At 69.7% G+C, this 14,559-nt stretch carries 17 protein-coding genes and 6 tRNA genes; 14 read left to right on the top strand and 9 right to left on the bottom strand.

All coding sequences use genetic code 11. From position 1 onward, the window contains the following. Positions 1-50: 50 nt before the first annotated feature. On the bottom strand, positions 51-1,436 hold the full coding sequence (locus tag OG223_RS11515; RefSeq protein WP_329246122.1) for a serine/threonine-protein kinase: 1,386 nt from the start codon (positions 1,434-1,436) through the stop codon (positions 51-53). Between the two features lie 196 nt (positions 1,437-1,632). Between OG223_RS11515 and OG223_RS11510 the strand changes: the two genes are divergently transcribed. The 4 genes from OG223_RS11510 (at position 1,633) to OG223_RS11495 (ending at position 3,944) form a co-directional block, all read left to right on the top strand. Beyond that, the gene (locus OG223_RS11510) at positions 1,633-1,908 is read left to right on the top strand and encodes a hypothetical protein (RefSeq protein ID WP_026150855.1); all 276 of its coding nucleotides are present in this window, start codon (positions 1,633-1,635) and stop codon (positions 1,906-1,908) included. Between the two features lie 212 nt (positions 1,909-2,120). After that, on the top strand, positions 2,121-2,330 hold the full coding sequence (locus tag OG223_RS11505; protein WP_026178166.1) for a hypothetical protein: 210 nt from the start codon (positions 2,121-2,123) through the stop codon (positions 2,328-2,330). 268 nt (positions 2,331-2,598) lie between these two features. Further along, complete coding sequence (locus tag OG223_RS11500) at positions 2,599-3,561, top strand: phosphotransferase family protein (protein WP_329246118.1); 963 nt, start codon at positions 2,599-2,601, stop codon at positions 3,559-3,561. A gap of 80 nt (positions 3,562-3,641) precedes the next feature. After that, positions 3,642-3,944 (top strand): TFIIB-type zinc ribbon-containing protein, encoded by a 303-nt coding sequence (locus OG223_RS11495; RefSeq protein ID WP_329246116.1) that lies wholly within the window; start codon positions 3,642-3,644, stop codon positions 3,942-3,944. Between the two features lie 53 nt (positions 3,945-3,997). Here the strand turns inward: OG223_RS11495 and OG223_RS11490 are convergent. The 5 genes from OG223_RS11490 to OG223_RS11470 all read right to left on the bottom strand — a co-directional run bounded on the left by OG223_RS11490 (position 3,998) and on the right by OG223_RS11470 (position 4,453). Then, a tRNA-Val gene (locus tag OG223_RS11490) sits at positions 3,998-4,069 on the bottom strand. A gap of 34 nt (positions 4,070-4,103) precedes the next feature. Then, positions 4,104-4,175, bottom strand: a tRNA-Val gene (locus OG223_RS11485). 19 nt (positions 4,176-4,194) lie between these two features. Next, positions 4,195-4,266, bottom strand: a tRNA-Val gene (locus OG223_RS11480). 1 nt (position 4,267) lies between these two features. Then, positions 4,268-4,341: transfer RNA gene (locus OG223_RS11475), tRNA-Cys, on the bottom strand. Positions 4,342-4,380: 39 nt separating this feature from the next. Beyond that, positions 4,381-4,453: transfer RNA gene (locus tag OG223_RS11470), tRNA-Gly, on the bottom strand. Positions 4,454-4,632: 179 nt separating this feature from the next. Between OG223_RS11470 and OG223_RS11465 the strand changes: the two genes are divergently transcribed. From OG223_RS11465 to OG223_RS11455, 3 genes are all read left to right on the top strand, one after another. Further along, on the top strand, positions 4,633-5,676 hold the full coding sequence (locus tag OG223_RS11465) for a chorismate-binding protein (RefSeq protein WP_329246113.1): 1,044 nt from the start codon (positions 4,633-4,635) through the stop codon (positions 5,674-5,676). After that, positions 5,673-6,494, top strand: a complete 822-nt coding sequence (locus tag OG223_RS11460; protein ID WP_329246110.1) for an aminotransferase class IV — start codon at positions 5,673-5,675, stop codon at positions 6,492-6,494. Before OG223_RS11465 ends, OG223_RS11460 begins: the two co-directional genes overlap by 4 nt. A gap of 66 nt (positions 6,495-6,560) precedes the next feature. Continuing rightward, on the top strand, positions 6,561-7,385 hold the full coding sequence (locus tag OG223_RS11455; RefSeq protein WP_329246108.1) for a GNAT family N-acetyltransferase: 825 nt from the start codon (positions 6,561-6,563) through the stop codon (positions 7,383-7,385). Between the two features lie 15 nt (positions 7,386-7,400). On the opposite strand, the gene OG223_RS11450 is transcribed toward OG223_RS11455, so the two are convergent. Continuing rightward, on the bottom strand, positions 7,401-7,916 hold the full coding sequence (locus tag OG223_RS11450) for a DsbA family protein (protein ID WP_329246106.1): 516 nt from the start codon (positions 7,914-7,916) through the stop codon (positions 7,401-7,403). A 223-nt stretch (positions 7,917-8,139) separates the two neighbouring features. Between OG223_RS11450 and OG223_RS11445 the strand changes: the two genes are divergently transcribed. Continuing rightward, a complete protein-coding gene (locus OG223_RS11445; protein ID WP_329246104.1) occupies positions 8,140-8,583 on the top strand; it encodes a hypothetical protein in 444 nt (147 codons plus the stop codon). A 169-nt stretch (positions 8,584-8,752) separates the two neighbouring features. Further along, positions 8,753-8,905 carry a hypothetical protein gene (locus OG223_RS11440; protein WP_019059824.1) on the top strand — a complete coding sequence of 51 codons (153 nt, stop codon included), beginning with the start codon at positions 8,753-8,755 and terminating at the stop codon, positions 8,903-8,905. Positions 8,906-8,990: 85 nt separating this feature from the next. Here OG223_RS11440 and OG223_RS11435 read toward each other — a convergent pair whose 3' ends face one another. Then, complete coding sequence (locus OG223_RS11435) at positions 8,991-9,551, bottom strand: CGNR zinc finger domain-containing protein (protein ID WP_329246101.1); 561 nt, start codon at positions 9,549-9,551, stop codon at positions 8,991-8,993. A 303-nt stretch (positions 9,552-9,854) separates the two neighbouring features. Beyond that, complete coding sequence (locus OG223_RS11430) at positions 9,855-10,268, bottom strand: SsgA family sporulation/cell division regulator (RefSeq protein WP_004002642.1); 414 nt, start codon at positions 10,266-10,268, stop codon at positions 9,855-9,857. A gap of 191 nt (positions 10,269-10,459) precedes the next feature. Here OG223_RS11430 and OG223_RS11425 point away from each other — a divergent pair, with 191 nt between their 5' ends. The 5 genes from OG223_RS11425 (at position 10,460) to OG223_RS11405 (ending at position 14,557) form a co-directional block, all read left to right on the top strand. Then, the gene (locus OG223_RS11425) at positions 10,460-10,936 is read left to right on the top strand and encodes a TIGR02611 family protein (RefSeq protein WP_329246099.1); all 477 of its coding nucleotides are present in this window, start codon (positions 10,460-10,462) and stop codon (positions 10,934-10,936) included. Between the two features lie 77 nt (positions 10,937-11,013). Next, positions 11,014-11,085 (top strand) — tRNA-Val (locus tag OG223_RS11420). Positions 11,086-11,430: 345 nt separating this feature from the next. Continuing rightward, a complete protein-coding gene (locus OG223_RS11415) occupies positions 11,431-12,717 on the top strand; it encodes an ABC transporter substrate-binding protein (protein ID WP_329246096.1) in 1,287 nt (428 codons plus the stop codon). Beyond that, positions 12,717-13,685: a carbohydrate ABC transporter permease gene (locus tag OG223_RS11410; protein WP_329246094.1), complete on the top strand. Its 969-nt coding sequence runs from the start codon at positions 12,717-12,719 to the stop codon at positions 13,683-13,685. The genes OG223_RS11415 and OG223_RS11410 overlap by 1 nt, the downstream gene beginning before the upstream one ends. Beyond that, the gene (locus tag OG223_RS11405) at positions 13,682-14,557 is read left to right on the top strand and encodes a carbohydrate ABC transporter permease (protein WP_329246091.1); all 876 of its coding nucleotides are present in this window, start codon (positions 13,682-13,684) and stop codon (positions 14,555-14,557) included. The genes OG223_RS11410 and OG223_RS11405 overlap by 4 nt, the downstream gene beginning before the upstream one ends. Positions 14,558-14,559: the final 2 nt, after the last annotated feature.

Below are 14,559 nucleotides of genomic sequence, written 5' to 3'. Positions count from 1 at the left end.
CGGGTAGGGGCGGCGGGGGCGAAAAGAACCCACCACGACGCAGGTGCCGCCTACAGCCCCGTACGACCGCCATCCGGAACCCGACCATCCGCCCCTACGGCACGCTCCTGCTGCCCAACACCCCCGGTACGACCGAGCCCGTGCGCCGGCCCCGAGCACCCCTGGGCCACCGCGATACCGAGCGCGACCAGCAGCGTGACGACGACGAACACGAACAGCCGCTGCCGCAGCAGCCGCGGATTCGCGGGCCGCCGCCCCGTTCCCGTGGTCCGCGGACCAGGAGGCCGGCCGGTGCCGCCGCGAGACGCGGGTCGGCTGCCGCTTCCGGAACGGGTCGTGTTGCGTCCCGACGGAGTAGGCCGCGCCGAGCCCGGCCGGGAAGGCACACCACCGCCACCGCCCCCACGCGACGGAGTGCCGCCACTTCCACGAGAGGGACTGCCGCCACCCCGGGACGGCGGCGGAGCCGCACCACGCGGTGCCGGGGTGCCCTGCGGACGCCGCCCGCCCTGGGTGCGCTCCTGCTCCGGGTAGCTGTCCGTGAGCCGTCCGGTCGGCCGGTCCGCCTCCGCGGCGCGCGGCGCGGGCGGCCGTACGTCGGCCAGGCCCTGGGCCTCACGCGCGGCGATCTCCTTGAGCCGCAGGGACAGTTGAAGGGTGCTGGGGCGTTCCTCGGGGTCCTTCGCCAGGCAGGCGCGGACGAGCGGGGCGAGCGCGTCCGGCACCCCGTGCAGGTGCGCCTCCTCGTGCACCACGCGGTACAGCATCACCTCGGAACTGCCGTGTCCGAAGGGCGAGTCGGAGGTCGAGGCATACGCGAGCGTGGCCCCGAGCGAGAACACGTCCGTGGCCGGCGTGACCGCCGCCCCCCGCACCTGCTCGGGAGCGAGGAACCCGGGCGAACCCACCGCCGTACCGACATGCGTGAGCGTCGACGCACCGGTCGCCCAGGCGATACCGAAGTCGATGATCCGCGGACCCTTGGGGGAGAGAAGGATGTTCGACGGCTTGAGATCCCGGTGGACGACCCCGGCCTCGTGCACCGCGACGAGCCCCTCAGACAGAGCGGCCCCGATAGCGGCGACCTCGGCCGCACCGAGCGCACCCTCGTCGGCGACCTTGTCGTGCAGGGAGGGCCCGGGCACGTACTGAGTGGCGAACCACGGCCGGTCGGCGTCAAGATCCGCGGCGACCAGCCGGGCAGTGCATCCCCCGCGAATCCGCCGGGCGGCCGAGACCTCGCGCGCGAACCGCGAACGGAACTCCTGGTCCTCCGCCAGATCCGGCCGGATGACCTTCAGCGCGACCCGCTGCCCCTTGCGGTCGGAGCCCAGATAGACGACACCCATTCCGCCCGCGCCGAGCCGTCTGTGAAGCCTGAACGAGCCGACGACGCGCGGGTCCTCGCGCCTCAGGCGCATCATCGCCATGTTCATCCCCGCTGCCCGGTCCGTGTGACGAGCGACAGCTTACGTTTCCGCGGGCGCCCGCGCGCAAAGGCCGCGCCCTCTCGGACCGACGGATTGTCAGTGCCGAGTGGGAAACTTGAAGGGTGGTCAGAGCCCGTGCGAGCAGCAGGACTTCGCATCGTCCCGGACCTCAACCAACCATCACAGAAGGGGGATTGAGCGCGTGAAGGGTGATCGCGTCGAGATAGTGGTGGACGCCGGCGACACAACACGTACATATGAGGTGGTGGCGAGCAGGGCGGGCCGTCGGGTGGAGACGGCGGTACGTCGAGGGGTGGTGGAAGTGAGCGAAGTCACCCGCAATGGCTCCGTCGTGCGCACCGCCCGCTTCATGGCGACCAGGGTCCTCGCCCTGGTCGAGCAGCCGGTCCCGCGCGAGGACAGCTCAGAGAAAGCGGGGCACACCGGACTCCCCCTCCGGGAAGACCCCGAGACGTAGGACCCGGTCTCCACCCAGGGGAGTACTTCGCAGGTCATCGCTCATCCTCCGGGAGGCCCGCCAATCGGTACGAGGGCATGACGACCCGCACCCGCCGCACGCCTAGATTTGAGGTCAAGCGGCGGGTGCAGCACTCGTCCCCCGAGGTCAGACACCCGCCGCTGCCAACGACAACTGAGTTCGGTCAACGGAGCACGGTCAGGAGAGGGACCATGGCCCATACGGCACCGCGGGCATTGATCCGCGAAGAGGGACGCAAGGCGTACAACGCGGCGTTCCGCACCCGCCGCACGGGCCGTCGCCACCCATTGGTGGCGACCTTGATGGCACTTCCCCTGGCGGTCCTGCTCCTGGTCGTCTTCGACGGCTGGGAGACCGTGGCCACACAGGCGTCGTCCGTGGGAGTGATGCTGGGGCGCTGAGCGGCGACCCCAGGCCCGGAAGAGCGGTCCGGGCGGGGACATCAACCCATGAAACCCCGTGGGGACGGGGGTGCGGCGGACGGCAAAAAAAGCCGGCGTAGCTGGGGAGCTACGCCGGCTTTGCTGTGCCCGAGGGACAGAACGCCCTGGACCGGGTCGCGCCCCAAAGGGGCGCGGGGAACGGCGCGACCGGCCCCCACCGGCCCGCGGCAAAGCCACCTGCCCAGCCGTACGCTCCCAAGGAGAGCCGTACGACCCAAGGGACCTCGTGACAATCCACCAGCCGCTGCTACCCGAGCTGACAGCCCGAGCCATAACAGCAGCGCACACCCAAACCCCCGTCTGCCCCTGCGGAAAGGGAACCGGAGCCGGAGTCGGCCACACCCTCACCGACCGCCCCGACGGCACAGTCGTCCGCCACGCGGACACCGTCGCCAAGGCCCACGCCCCGAACACCGACCCCACCGACCTCACCGCCCGCCTCAAGACGGCGGCACACCTCCCCGGCATCCTCCTGCCCCCACTCGACCCCACCCCCCTCCACCTGCACGACCGCCTGGTGACCTGCTGGCCGTACGGCACCCCCGTAGACCCGGACGACCCGGACGCCGCTCCCTGGGAAGCCGCGGCCACCCTCCTCGCCCGCCTCCACCGCACCCCCGCGCCGACTCCCCTCCCGTCCATGCGTGGCCCCCTCAAGGCGGTCCGAGCGATCACCCGGCTCCGCGAGGCCGGCGGCGGCCACCCCGCAGCCGCTCCCGTCCTGAACGCCTGGACGTCACTCCCCGCCTGGGCCCGCGCCGAGGCACCCCAGCCCGACACCACCACCCTCTGCCACGGCGACCTCCACCTCGGCCAGCTCGTCCGCCACCCGGCCCCCGACGGCCCCTGGCTCCTGATCGACGTGGACGACCTTGGCGTAGGAGTCCCCGGATGGGACCTGGCCCGCCCGGCGGCCTGGTACGCCTGCGGGCTGCTCCCGCCCGACGAATGGACCCGCTTCCTGACCGCGTACCGCGCGGCGGGCGGCCCGGCCGTCCCCGCCGACGGCGATCCCTGGTCCGCCCTGGACGTCCCGGCCCGCGCCCTCACCGTGCAGACCGCGGCCCTGGCGATCGTCAAGGCGGTCACGGCGGACCGCCCTCTCGACGAGGTGGAGCAGGCCGTCGTCGACGCCTGTGCCCGAATGGGTTCCGTCCCGCCCGAGTTGGCGCCCGGATTCGCGAAGTAGGCTGCAACCGACCGGGGTCGGACGGAGTCTGTCCTGGGGAAACACGAAGACGTACCAACGGCCGAGGAGTTGAGCCGAGCATGCAGTGTCCGAAGTGCCATGCGCCGATGCACACGTACAACCGCAACGGTGTCCAGATCGAGCAGTGCAGCAACTGCCGGGGGATCTTTCTCGACTACGGCGAGCTCGAGGCGCTGACCCGCGTGGAGTCCCAGTGGCAGCAGCCCGCCCCGCCGCCCCCGGGCCCGCAGGCGGCCTACCCCGCCCCGCCCGCGCCCGCCTGGGGCGCCCCGCACGGCGGCGGTCACGGCGGTGGCCACTACGGCGGTCACGGCAGCCACAACCGCCACAAGAGCTTCGGTCACATGCTGTTCTCTAGCTGACCGGAACACGGAAGAGCCCCCGGCCGTACGAGACGGCCGGGGGCTCCGGTGTGTGGACGATACTGGGATTGAACCAGTGACCTCTTCCGTGTCAGGGAAGCGCTCTCCCGCTGAGCTAATCGTCCTCGGGACCACGATCCGCGGATCATGGGTGGTGCGTGCGCGATACTGGGATTGAACCAGTGACCTCTTCCGTGTCAGGGAAGCGCTCTCCCGCTGAGCTAATCGCGCGGGGGCCCTTGCGGACCAGTGGACGATACTGGGATTGAACCAGTGACCTCTTCCGTGTCAGGGAAGCGCTCTCCCGCTGAGCTAATCGTCCTTGGAGGTGGAGACGGGATTTGAACCCGTGTAGACGGCTTTGCAGGCCGTTGCCTCGCCTCTCGGCCACTCCACCAGGAGCGTAGGGGTTCGGGAAGATCCCCCACTTCCTGCGAGCGGACGACCAGGTTCGAACTGGCGACCTCAACCTTGGCAAGGTTGCGCTCTACCAACTGAGCTACGTCCGCTTGTCGTTTCCGCTCCGCTTGCGCGTCACGGCGACGAGTTGAACTCTAGCGGATTCCGGGGCCAGCACAAAAACGCGTTTGTGCAGCGTGCTGGCCTGCGTCTACGGGAACACATGGTCAGGGCACCCGTGGGGACATGGCCGGGCAACCTGTGAGACACCCGCCATAGACTCGACGGCGTGTCCCGTCTCGTCCCCCTCGCCCGTTTCGGCGGCCGCGTCGCCACCGGTCTCCTCGATGTCACCAGCGATCCCGCGGCCCTGGACTCCACCGGCTTCTGGGCGGTCGCGGCCGACTTCGAGGGCCGTCTGACCTGCGCCCGCTTCCGCGACGTACGGCACGAAGCGGTCCCGGCACCCGCCCCCGGCGCCTGGCACGCTCCCGCGACCGACGCCTGGACCACCTCTCTCGACCGCGCCGCCTACACCGCCGGCGTCCGCCGCATCCGGGAGCACATCGCGGCCGGCGAGGTCTACCAGGCCAACCTGTGCCGCGTCCTGTCCGCGCCCGTCGCCCCCGACGCCGACGTGGACGCCCTCACCGCCCTGCTCGCGCGCGGCAACCCGGCGCCGTACGCAGGAACGATCCGGCTGCCCGGGCACGGTGTGGAGATAGCCACCGCCTCGCCCGAACTCTTCCTGCGTCGCACCGGGCGGGTCGTCGAGTCCGGCCCGATCAAGGGCACCGGGCGGACGGAGGCGGACCTGCTGCAGAAGGACTACGCCGAGAACGTGATGATCGTGGACCTGGTCCGCAACGACCTCGGCCGGGTGTGCGCCACGGGGACCGTGACCGTGCCGGACCTGTGCGTCGTGGAGAAGCATCCGGGCCTGGTGCACCTCGTGTCGACGGTCCGGGGTGAGCTGCCCGCGGGGGCCGGCTGGCCCGAGCTGCTCGCCGCCGCCTTTCCGCCCGGGAGCGTCACCGGTGCGCCCAAGTCCAGTGCCCTGCGCATCATCGACGCCCTGGAGACCGCGCCCCGCGGCCCGTACTGCGGGGGCATCGGCTGGGTGGACGCCGACCGGGGCACCGGCGAACTGGCCGTCGGCATCCGCACGTTCTGGATCGACCGCGCCGACGGCATGCTCCGCTTCGGCACCGGCGCGGGCATCACCTGGGGCTCGGATCCCGAGGGGGAGTGGCGGGAGACCGAGCTGAAGGCGGCGCGGCTGCTCGCGATAGCGTCGGGCGCGTACGAGGTGAGCGGAGAGGCTCTTTCATGAAGATCTGGCTCGACGGCGGGCTGCAGGACATCGAGTCCGCCCGTGTCTCCGTCTTCGACCACGGACTGACCGTGGGCGACGGCATTTTCGAGACGGTGAAGGCGACGGGCGGCAAGACGTTCGCACTGACCCGCCATCTCGACCGGCTGACCCGCTCCGCGCGCGGCCTCGGCCTGCCCGACCCCGACCTCGACGAGGTCCGCCGCGGCTGCGCGGCCGTCCTCGCCGCCAACCCGATGCCGTTCGGCCGGCTCCGCATCACGTACACCGGCGGCCACGGCCCCCTCGGCTCCGACCGCGGCGAACACGGCCCGACCCTCGTGGTCGCCCTCGGCGAGGCGAAGCGCCGCCCCGACTCCACCGCCGCGGTCACCGTCCCGTGGACCCGCAACGAGCGCGGCGCCCTCGCCGGCCTCAAGACGACGTCGTACGCCGAGAACGTCGTCGCCCTCGCCCGCGCCCGCCAACACGGCGCCTCCGAGGCCCTGTTCGCCAACACCGTCGGCCAACTCTGCGAGGGCACCGGGTCGAACGTCTTCGTCGTCCTGGACGGCGAGATCCACACCCCGCCGGTCACCTCCGGCTGTCTCGCCGGCATCACCCGTGCCCTGACCGTCGAATGGACCGGCGCCAAGGAGACCGATCTGCCGCTGGACGTCCTCCAGCGCGCCGACGAGGTCTTCCTCACGTCGTCGTTGCGGGACGTACAGGCCGTCCACCTGGTCGACGAACGTCAACTCCCGGGCGCGGCAGGCCCGGTGACGGCCAAGGCCATGCGCGTGTTCGACGAGCGGTCGGGCGACGACCTCGATCCGTAGCAGCCGTATTGAACAGCCCTATTTATTGGGCTGACCTGGGGCTCCGGGTCGGGTAGAACACAGTTGATGACCACGACCCTGCGGCCGACCGAGCCGCTTCAGCAAGAGGCCGACGGGACCCGCTCACGCCGTTACCAGGTGTGTGTGAACAGCCGTCCCGTCGGCGCGATACGCCTCGGCACGAGTCCGTTCTTCGGCGACTCGGTGGCCCAGATCCTGGACCTGCGCATCGACGAGCAGGACGGCCGGCGCGGCCGAGGCACTGTGGCCGCGCTCGCCGCCGAGGAGGTGGTGCGGGGTTGGGGCTGCGACCGGATCGAGGCATCCGTGCCCGCGGAGGCGGAGGCTGCGCTCAAGATGGCGACCAACCTCGGATACGTCGTCCGCAACCGCCACATGGAGAAGCCCCTCGGCGACACCGCACCCGAACTGCCCGAGGGGAGCCGGGGTCGGCCCATGACCCAGGAGGAGTACGGCCCGTGGGAGGACCTCGGGACGGAGGACTTCATCCTGAGCTGGACCTCGCGCGGGGTGCCCGAGGCCGAGGCCCGGACCAGGGCTCTGCAGAGCAACGCCGATTTCCTGCCCGACGGACTCGCCACCGCGGACATGCTCTTGAGCGTCCTGGAGCACGACGGCACTCCGGTGGGCACGCTCTGGACGGGCCGCCGTGACGGCAACGCCTTCGTCTACAAGGTCGAGGCAGACGCGCGCCACCGGGGCAAGGGCCACGGCCGCGCTCTGATGCTCCTGGCCGAGGCACAGGGGATCGCGGCCGGTCTGCCGGCGATCCGGCTGAACGTCTTCGCGGGCAACACCCCGGCCGAGCGGCTCTACGAGTCACTCGGCTACGAGACGGTCACCTACCACCTGTACAAGAGCCTGCTCTGACGCCTGCCGCGAGGCTCACTCGGCCCCGGCGAGCAACCGGTCGGCGATCTCCTCGATACGGGCGCGGAGCCCTTCCTGGCTCTTGCCGCCGTCGAGGTGCTCGCCGCCGATGACGTACGTCGGGGTGCCGGTCACGCCGATGGCCTTGCCCTCGGCCTGGTCGGCGTCGACGATCAGGATGTGCCGGCCGTCGATCAGCGCGGTGTCGAACTCCTCGGCGTCCAGACCGAGTTCGGCGGCCACCTCGACCAGGAAGGGTTCTCCCTTACGGTCCAGCTCCGCGACCCGGCCGAGCACGGCCTCGATGTAGTCCCAGCCCCTGCCCTGCTCCACGGCTTCCTCGGCGGCCTGCGCCGCGGCGAACGCGTGCTTGTGCTTCTCCACCGGGAAGTGCCGCAGCCGCACCTCCAGCCGGTCGCCGTAGCGGGCCCGCAGGGCGCGTACATCGTCCAGGGCGGTGGCGCAGTCCGGGCACTGGAGCTCGCACCAGACGTCGAGGACGGGGGTGCGCACGGAGGGGAGGTCACTCATGGACCCAGTCTCCCAGCCCCGGCCGCGCCGCCCCAACCGGGACCACGGGCTCGGTTCGTACGACGCCGACCGGCACCTGGGGAGGACGCGACCCGGAGATGTCCCTGAGGTCCGACCGAGGCATGGCCTCCCGGGGACCGGACGGTGCAGGATGGAAGGGACGAAGTACGCGCTGCCCCGTCGACCGCACGCTGCCCGACCCGAACGATGCCTGGAGGACCGGATGATTGCCGAGACCGTCTGTTCCGCCGTCTCCGCGGCCGGCCTGGGCATCGCGGCGGTCACGGCGTACCGCAAGCGTTTTCTCTCCGCCGCCCGGATCGCCGCCTACTCGCTGGTGCCCGTGGGCCTGGTGATGACCGGGGTCGTCGGCTGGGTGGCCGACACCGCGTTCAGTCCCACGGCCTGGGCGGGTTTCGTGGTGCTGGGCGGCGCCTGGCTGCTCTTCATGGGCACCCGCGCCGTGGAGCGCCGCCGTGGCGGCACCCGCAAGGAGCGCAGGGCCGCCCGTGGCTCCACGACGACCGACGCGGTGGCCCCGGCGGCCTCCGCCCCCTCCCTGGGCCCGTCCACGCGCCCGGCGACCCGGCCGGCGGCCGCACCCCGCGCGCAGAGCGGGGACGACTTCAGCGACATCGAGGCCATCCTGAAGAAGCACGGCATATGACGGCCGGACCGGACCGCGACTGAAACGACACAGAGTGAGCCGGGTCCGCCGGTAAGCGTTCAGGAGTCGACGCGACTCGAAACAGACATCACGGAATTCGGCGAACTCCCTCTCATAACGGGCGTGTTGATCGCGCGAAGGGTCTCGGCTAGGTCATCATCGCCGCGAGATGCTGGACACGACACAGAGCGACGCCGCGCCGCCGAAGGACGAGCCGCGCGGGTGCCTTTTCGCCCTTTCCCAGCCACCGCTGATGATCTTCCTTGCGGTGATCGGGTGTCTGCTGCTCATGGCCTCGCTGCACGACCTGCTGATGCTGTGAGCCGTACTCGTGGTCCCCGACGTCACCCGCCGGGGGCCACGACCTCATCGAGATCCTTCGCGCCGGGCGAGGGCCCGCCGCTTCCTCAGCCCGCCGCTTCCTTGCGCCGCGCCCGGTACGCGGCCACGTGCAGCCTGTTCCCACAGGTCCGGCTGTCGCAGTACCGGCGCGAGCGGTTCCGGGAGAGGTCGACGAAGGCGCGTCGACAGTCGGGGGCCTCGCAGCGGCGCAGCCGCTCCTGCTCGCCGGCCACCACGAAGAACGCGAGCGCCATCCCGCAGTCGGCGGCGAGATGATCGGCGACCGAGGCGCCCGGCGCGAAGTAGTGCACATGCCAGTCGTAGCCGTCGTGGTCCGTGAGCCGGGGGGTGGTCCCCGCGGCGGCGACCAGGTCGTTGATCAGCCCGGCGGCGGTGCGCGGGTCCGGGGCCGAGAAGACCGCGGTGAACCGGCCGCGGATCTTGCGCACGGCGGAGAGGTCGAACTCGGAGAGCACCCCGACATCGCTGATCTCGTGGTTTCGCACGAAATCCGTGAGCAGCGCGACATCCTGCAGTCCGTCCGGCGCCGCGCCGTCCTCCGGTGCGGTGTTCACCAGATCGACCACGGTGTCGAGGGCACACCGGGTGTCGTGGGTGATCAGCACGTTTCGCTCCCTGGCCTGGGGGTCGGGCGGGCGCCCGCCGATGCTGGCCGATGGTAGTGGCTTCCCGGAGGACGGCCCCATGCACCTATGAACGGCATCGGGCCCCCGGCGGTTCCCCGGACCACCGAGAGCCGCGCGCCGGGGCACCACGGAGAGTCGCCGGGATCCCGGGCGCCACACGCACCGGCGCCGCCCCCGCGACGAATCGCGGCGACGGCGCCGGTGTGTGCCCTATGCGGTTGTCTGTGCCCGAGCCGTCTCCCCGAGTTCGGACGGCGCCGGGCGGCTTGGTGGGACCTCGCGCTAGCTCTCCGCCAGGATGTGCGACAGCTCCTGATCCAGGTCGAAGTGCCGGTGCTCCGTGCCAGGTGGCACGGCGGCGTCCGTCCGCTTCAGGAAGGACTCCAGGGCCCGTGCGGGAGCCTCCAGCAGGGCTTCGCCCTCGGGAGAACTCAGTGCGATGCAGACGACGCCCTGACCGTGACTACGGGATGGCCAGACACGGACGTCGCCGGTGCCGGTGGGCCGGTGGAGACCCTCCGCGAGAAGGTCGCGGGCGAACACCCATTCGACAGTCTCCTCGGCTCCGGTGTGGAAGGTGGCGTGCACGGCGTAGGGGTCGGCCGTGTCGTACCGCAGGCCTGCGGGGACAGGCAGGGATGACTCGCTCGACACAACGAGGCGCAGGTGCAGCTCGCAGCTGACCGTGGTGTTCATAAGCGCCAGGGCCTTTCGCTCAGTGTGCGCTCGGGGATTCGCACGTCGGCGAAATCGACATGCCACCTACGGTGCCGTTGTAAACCCCTCTGAGTGTTTTGCGTGCCTTTACGTAACTCTTCCGGCCGAGGGCTCGATCGCTCCGCGGGGCCATTCCGGTGACTGGTTTCCCTCGGGTAGGGTTTGTCCGTATGAATACGGGGAGTGACGAGCCGGGTGAGGTCGCCGTGGCACCGGACGGGGCGGCCGAGGAGACACCGGACGAGACGCGAGCGGACGGGGCGCGGGACGGGCGAGGGCTCGGTTCCAAGGCGCCGGAATTCATCAAGGCACGCCGTGCGCTGCACCTGAGCTGGCAGGTCGGCGTCTTCGTCATCGGCCTCGCGGTCGTGGCCGCCGGCATCGTGATGCTGCCGCTGCCGGGGCCCGGCTGGGTCGTGATCTTCGGCGGTATGGCGATCTGGGCGACCGAGTTCGTCTGGGCCCAGTTGGTGCTCCGCTGGACCAAACGCAAGGTCACCGAGGCCGCACAGCGCGCGCTCGACCCCGCCGTACGCCGCCGCAACATCGTCCTGACCTCGATCGGCCTGGTGATCGTGGTCGCCCTTGTGGGTTTCTACGTCTGGAAGTTCGGCGTCGTGATGCCCTGGAAGATCAAGGACCAGTGACCCGGTGACGGCGCCCGGGTGCCTTCCCGCGCTGGTCGGGGCACCTGCTGACATGGGGTAATGTTCTCCGTGCGCCCGGGCGATTAGCTCAGTGGGAGAGCGCTTCGTTCACACCGAAGAGGTCACTGGTTCGAACCCAGTATCGCCCACCCGGACCGACGGCCCGCCTGTGATCACACAGGCGGGCCGTCGTCGTTCCCGCACCGGGGCGGTGCCGTCAACTCCTCATCGCCCAGGCGTTTTTCGGCCGGTCGGCACCTGGGCGCGGCAGGCCGCTTCCTGTTCGGCCGGCCGATCGCGCGCGCCTCACCTGCGGTGTCCGTCCCGTCGCGCCCGCAACGCGCCCGGCGCCGCGGTCGTGGCGCTCAGCCGGTCCACAAGAAATTCCTGTCCGAATCATTGACGCACCCCGAGGGCCTCCGTAACTTGTGCCAGCAAGCGCTTACTTGAAACGATTCATGCAGGTGGCAACGACGCTACGGGGAGGGCCCGTCATGGGAACCGGCACGAATGTGGAGAGGCGTACGGTCTTGAAGGCCGCGGGAGTCTCGGCGGTCACGCTGGGGCTGGCCGCGACGGGATGCGGCGGGAACGACGGGACGTCCGCCGACGGGACGGTGACGATCCGTTACTCATGGTGGGGCGCCGAGGAGCGGGCGAAAAAGATCAATCAGTCCATCGCGCTCTTCGAGAAGAAGTATCCGAAGATCAAGGTCAAGACGGACTTTCAGGACTATCCCTCTTTCTGGGAGAAGTTCCAGACGCAGGCCGCGGGCGGAAATCCACCGGACGTATTCCAGAACGCCGTCGGATTTCTTCGGAAGTACGACAAGAGAGGCGTCCTGCTCGATCTCTCGTCACAGATCGACGCCGGAAATCTGAGCCTGGATCACTTCCGCGCGGGCGTCACCAAAGTGGGCGAGGTCGACGGCAAGCAACTCGGCATTCCGGTCGGCTCTAACACCATGGCGCTGGTCATCGACAAGAAGGTCTACGAGCGGGCCGGCATCGACCCGACGGCGGGCTGGACCTGGGACGAGTACTTCAAGGCCCTCAAGACGATCCACGACAAGACCGAAGTCCCCGGGGACACCGGCTACTTCAGCATCATGTACCTGTACGACCTCTACCTCCGGCAGAACGGCAAGGCCTTCTTCACCAAGGACGGCCTCGGATTCGAGGAGTCGGATCTGACGGACTGGTGGACGGACGGGTACGGCCGGGTCAAGGCCGGCATCGTCACCTCGCCGAAGGTCGTCGCCCAGGACACCCCCAAGTCCTCCCTCTCGGCGGGCCACGGCGCCTCGGAATTCACCTGGGACAACTTCACCGTCCGCTACACGGCGGAGGGGGCCAGCGACTACGGCCTCGCTCCGATCCCCACCACCGACGGCAAGCACACCGGCCAGTACCTCGGCTCCCTGATGCTCAGCGGCTCCGCACACACCAAGCACCCGAAGGAAGTCGCCCAGCTCATCGACTTCATGGTCCACGATCCCGCCGTAGGCAAGATCATGGGCTACGACCGGGGCATCCTCGCGACCACCGACCAGTACGACGCCTTCAAGCCGACCGACACGGTCCAGACGGAGATCGCCCAGTACGAGGTCGACACCGCCAAGGCCGGTGTCCTCGGGACGATCACCCCGCACCCGTCCGGCGCCGACACCGCCGAGTCCGCGTTCCTCCGCATCGGCGGCGACATGGCGCTGGGCAAGACCAAGGTCGCCGACGCGGTCAAGCAGTTCTTCTCCGAGGCCCAGGCCGCCTTCTCCGCCTGATGGGAACCGCCGTGACGCTCGTCAACGACGCTCCGCCCGACGCCCGGCAGACCCGCTCCGCAGCCCCCGCCGCCAAGAAGCGGCGGGGGCGCCGCGAGAACCTCGCCGGCTACCTCTTCATGTCCCCCTGGATCGCCGGCTTCCTGCTGCTGACCGCCGGGCCCATGGTCGCCTCGCTCTACTTCGCGTTCACCGACTACAACCTCTTCGACAGCCCGAAGTGGATCGGCTTCGACAACTTCACCCGGATGTTCGACGACCCGAGGTGGCAGAAGTCGGTGGAGGTGACGGCGAAGTACGTCGTCATCGGCACCCCGCTGAAACTCCTCCTCGCCCTCGGCGTCGCCATGCTGCTCGCCCAGAGCCGCCGCGGCCAGGCCCTCTACCGGGCCGCCTTCTACGCCCCGTCGCTCATCGGCGCGAGCGTCTCGATCGGCTTCGTCTGGCGGTCGCTGTTCTCCGACGGCGCCGTCGTGGACCGTACGCAGTCCCTCCTCGGCTCCCATGTCGGCGGCTGGGTCGGCGACCCCGACTGGATCCTCTACTCCCTGGTCGCGCTCACCGTCTGGCAGTTCGGTGCGCCGATGGTCATCTTCCTCGCCGGACTCAAGCAGGTGCCTAGGGAGCTGTACGAGGCGGCCGAGATGGACGGGGCCGGGCCCTTCCGCCGGTTCTGGAACATCACGTTGCCGATGATCTCGCCCGTGCTGTTCTTCAACGTCCTTCTGGAGACCATCCACTCCTTCCAGATCTTCGGCTCGGCGTACGTCGTCTCGAACTCCCAGTGCGGACCGGCCGACGCCACGCTCGTCTACACCTGCTACCTCTACCAACAGGGCTTCAAGAACGCCCAGATGGGCTTCGCCTCCGCGATGGCCTGGATGCTGCTGCTCGCCGTGGCGCTCGTGACGGCCGTCCTCTTCTGGTCGCAGAAGAAGTGGGTGCACTACGAGGAGGACGCCCGATGAGTGTCACCACTGTCCCCAAGTCCCCAGGTCTGGGGCGCAAGCGCACCGGCTCGCTCGCCTGGCACCTCGGGGCGCTGGCCGTCCTCGCCGTCGTCCTCTACCCGGTCCTGTGGGTCATCGGCGCTTCGTTCAAGCCGAGCAAGGACGTCATCGGCAGCCTGCAACTGTTCCCCGGGCACCCGATCCTCGCCAACTTCAAGGGCCTGGCCAAGGGCATCGCAGACATCTCGATCTGGACCTTCTTCCAGAACTCCCTTTTCTACGCCCTCGGTTCGGTCCTCGGCATCCTCATCTCCTGCTCCCTGACGGCCTACGCCTTCGCCCGCATCCGGTTCGCCGGCCGCAACCTGCTCTTCTCCCTCATGATCGGCACGCTCCTGCTGCCGTACCACGTGCTGCTGATCCCGCAGTACGTGATGTTCCAGAAGCTCCAACTGGTCAACACCTACGTCCCGTTGCTCATCGGCAAGTACCTGGCGACCGAGGCCTTCTTCGTCTTCCTCATGGTGCAGTTCATGCGGAACCTGCCGAAGGAACTGGACGAGGCCGCCCGGCTCGACGGCTGCGGGCACCTGCGCATCTACTGGTCGATCGTGCTGCCGCTGTGCCGGCCCGCGCTCATCACCAGCGCGATCTTCACCTTCATCAACGCCTGGAACGACTTCATGGGCCCGCTGATCTACCTCAACGAGCCCGGCAAGTACACCGTCTCCCTGGGCCTGATGATGTTCCGCGACTCCGACGGCGTGGCCGCCAACTACGGAGGCATGATCGCCATGTCCCTCGTCGCGCTGCTGCCGGTGCTGCTGTTCTTCCTCGCCTTCCAGCGGTACCTGATCGACGGTATGGCGACCTCCGGACTGAAGGGCTGAGA

Origin of the sequence: Streptomyces sp. NBC_01478 (assembly GCF_036227225.1) — a bacterium.
GTDB lineage: Bacteria > Actinomycetota > Actinomycetes > Streptomycetales > Streptomycetaceae > Streptomyces.
The sequence above is the reverse complement of the archived record's forward strand: the minus strand, read 5'-3'. Positions and strand labels throughout refer to the sequence as shown.

Excerpts from the sequence above, each read along its gene's own strand:
- OG223_RS11425 (WP_329246099.1), top strand. The coding sequence starts at position 10,460 with ATGAATACGGGGAGTGACGAGCCGGGTGAGGTCGCCGTGGCACCGGAC.
- OG223_RS11445 (WP_329246104.1), top strand. The coding sequence starts at position 8,140 with ATGATTGCCGAGACCGTCTGTTCCGCCGTCTCCGCGGCCGGCCTGGGC.
- OG223_RS11455 (WP_329246108.1), top strand. The coding sequence starts at position 6,561 with ATGACCACGACCCTGCGGCCGACCGAGCCGCTTCAGCAAGAGGCCGAC.
- OG223_RS11495 (WP_329246116.1), top strand. The coding sequence starts at position 3,642 with ATGCAGTGTCCGAAGTGCCATGCGCCGATGCACACGTACAACCGCAAC.
- OG223_RS11440 (WP_019059824.1), top strand. The coding sequence starts at position 8,753 with ATGCTGGACACGACACAGAGCGACGCCGCGCCGCCGAAGGACGAGCCG.
- OG223_RS11410 (WP_329246094.1), top strand. The coding sequence starts at position 12,717 with ATGGGAACCGCCGTGACGCTCGTCAACGACGCTCCGCCCGACGCCCGG.
- OG223_RS11505 (WP_026178166.1), top strand. The coding sequence starts at position 2,121 with ATGGCCCATACGGCACCGCGGGCATTGATCCGCGAAGAGGGACGCAAG.
- OG223_RS11415 (WP_329246096.1), top strand. The coding sequence starts at position 11,431 with ATGGGAACCGGCACGAATGTGGAGAGGCGTACGGTCTTGAAGGCCGCG.
- OG223_RS11515 (WP_329246122.1), bottom strand. The coding sequence starts at position 1,436 with ATGAACATGGCGATGATGCGCCTGAGGCGCGAGGACCCGCGCGTCGTC.
- OG223_RS11430 (WP_004002642.1), bottom strand. The coding sequence starts at position 10,268 with ATGAACACCACGGTCAGCTGCGAGCTGCACCTGCGCCTCGTTGTGTCG.
- OG223_RS11460 (WP_329246110.1), top strand. The coding sequence starts at position 5,673 with ATGAAGATCTGGCTCGACGGCGGGCTGCAGGACATCGAGTCCGCCCGT.
- OG223_RS11450 (WP_329246106.1), bottom strand. The coding sequence starts at position 7,916 with ATGAGTGACCTCCCCTCCGTGCGCACCCCCGTCCTCGACGTCTGGTGC.
- OG223_RS11405 (WP_329246091.1), top strand. The coding sequence starts at position 13,682 with ATGAGTGTCACCACTGTCCCCAAGTCCCCAGGTCTGGGGCGCAAGCGC.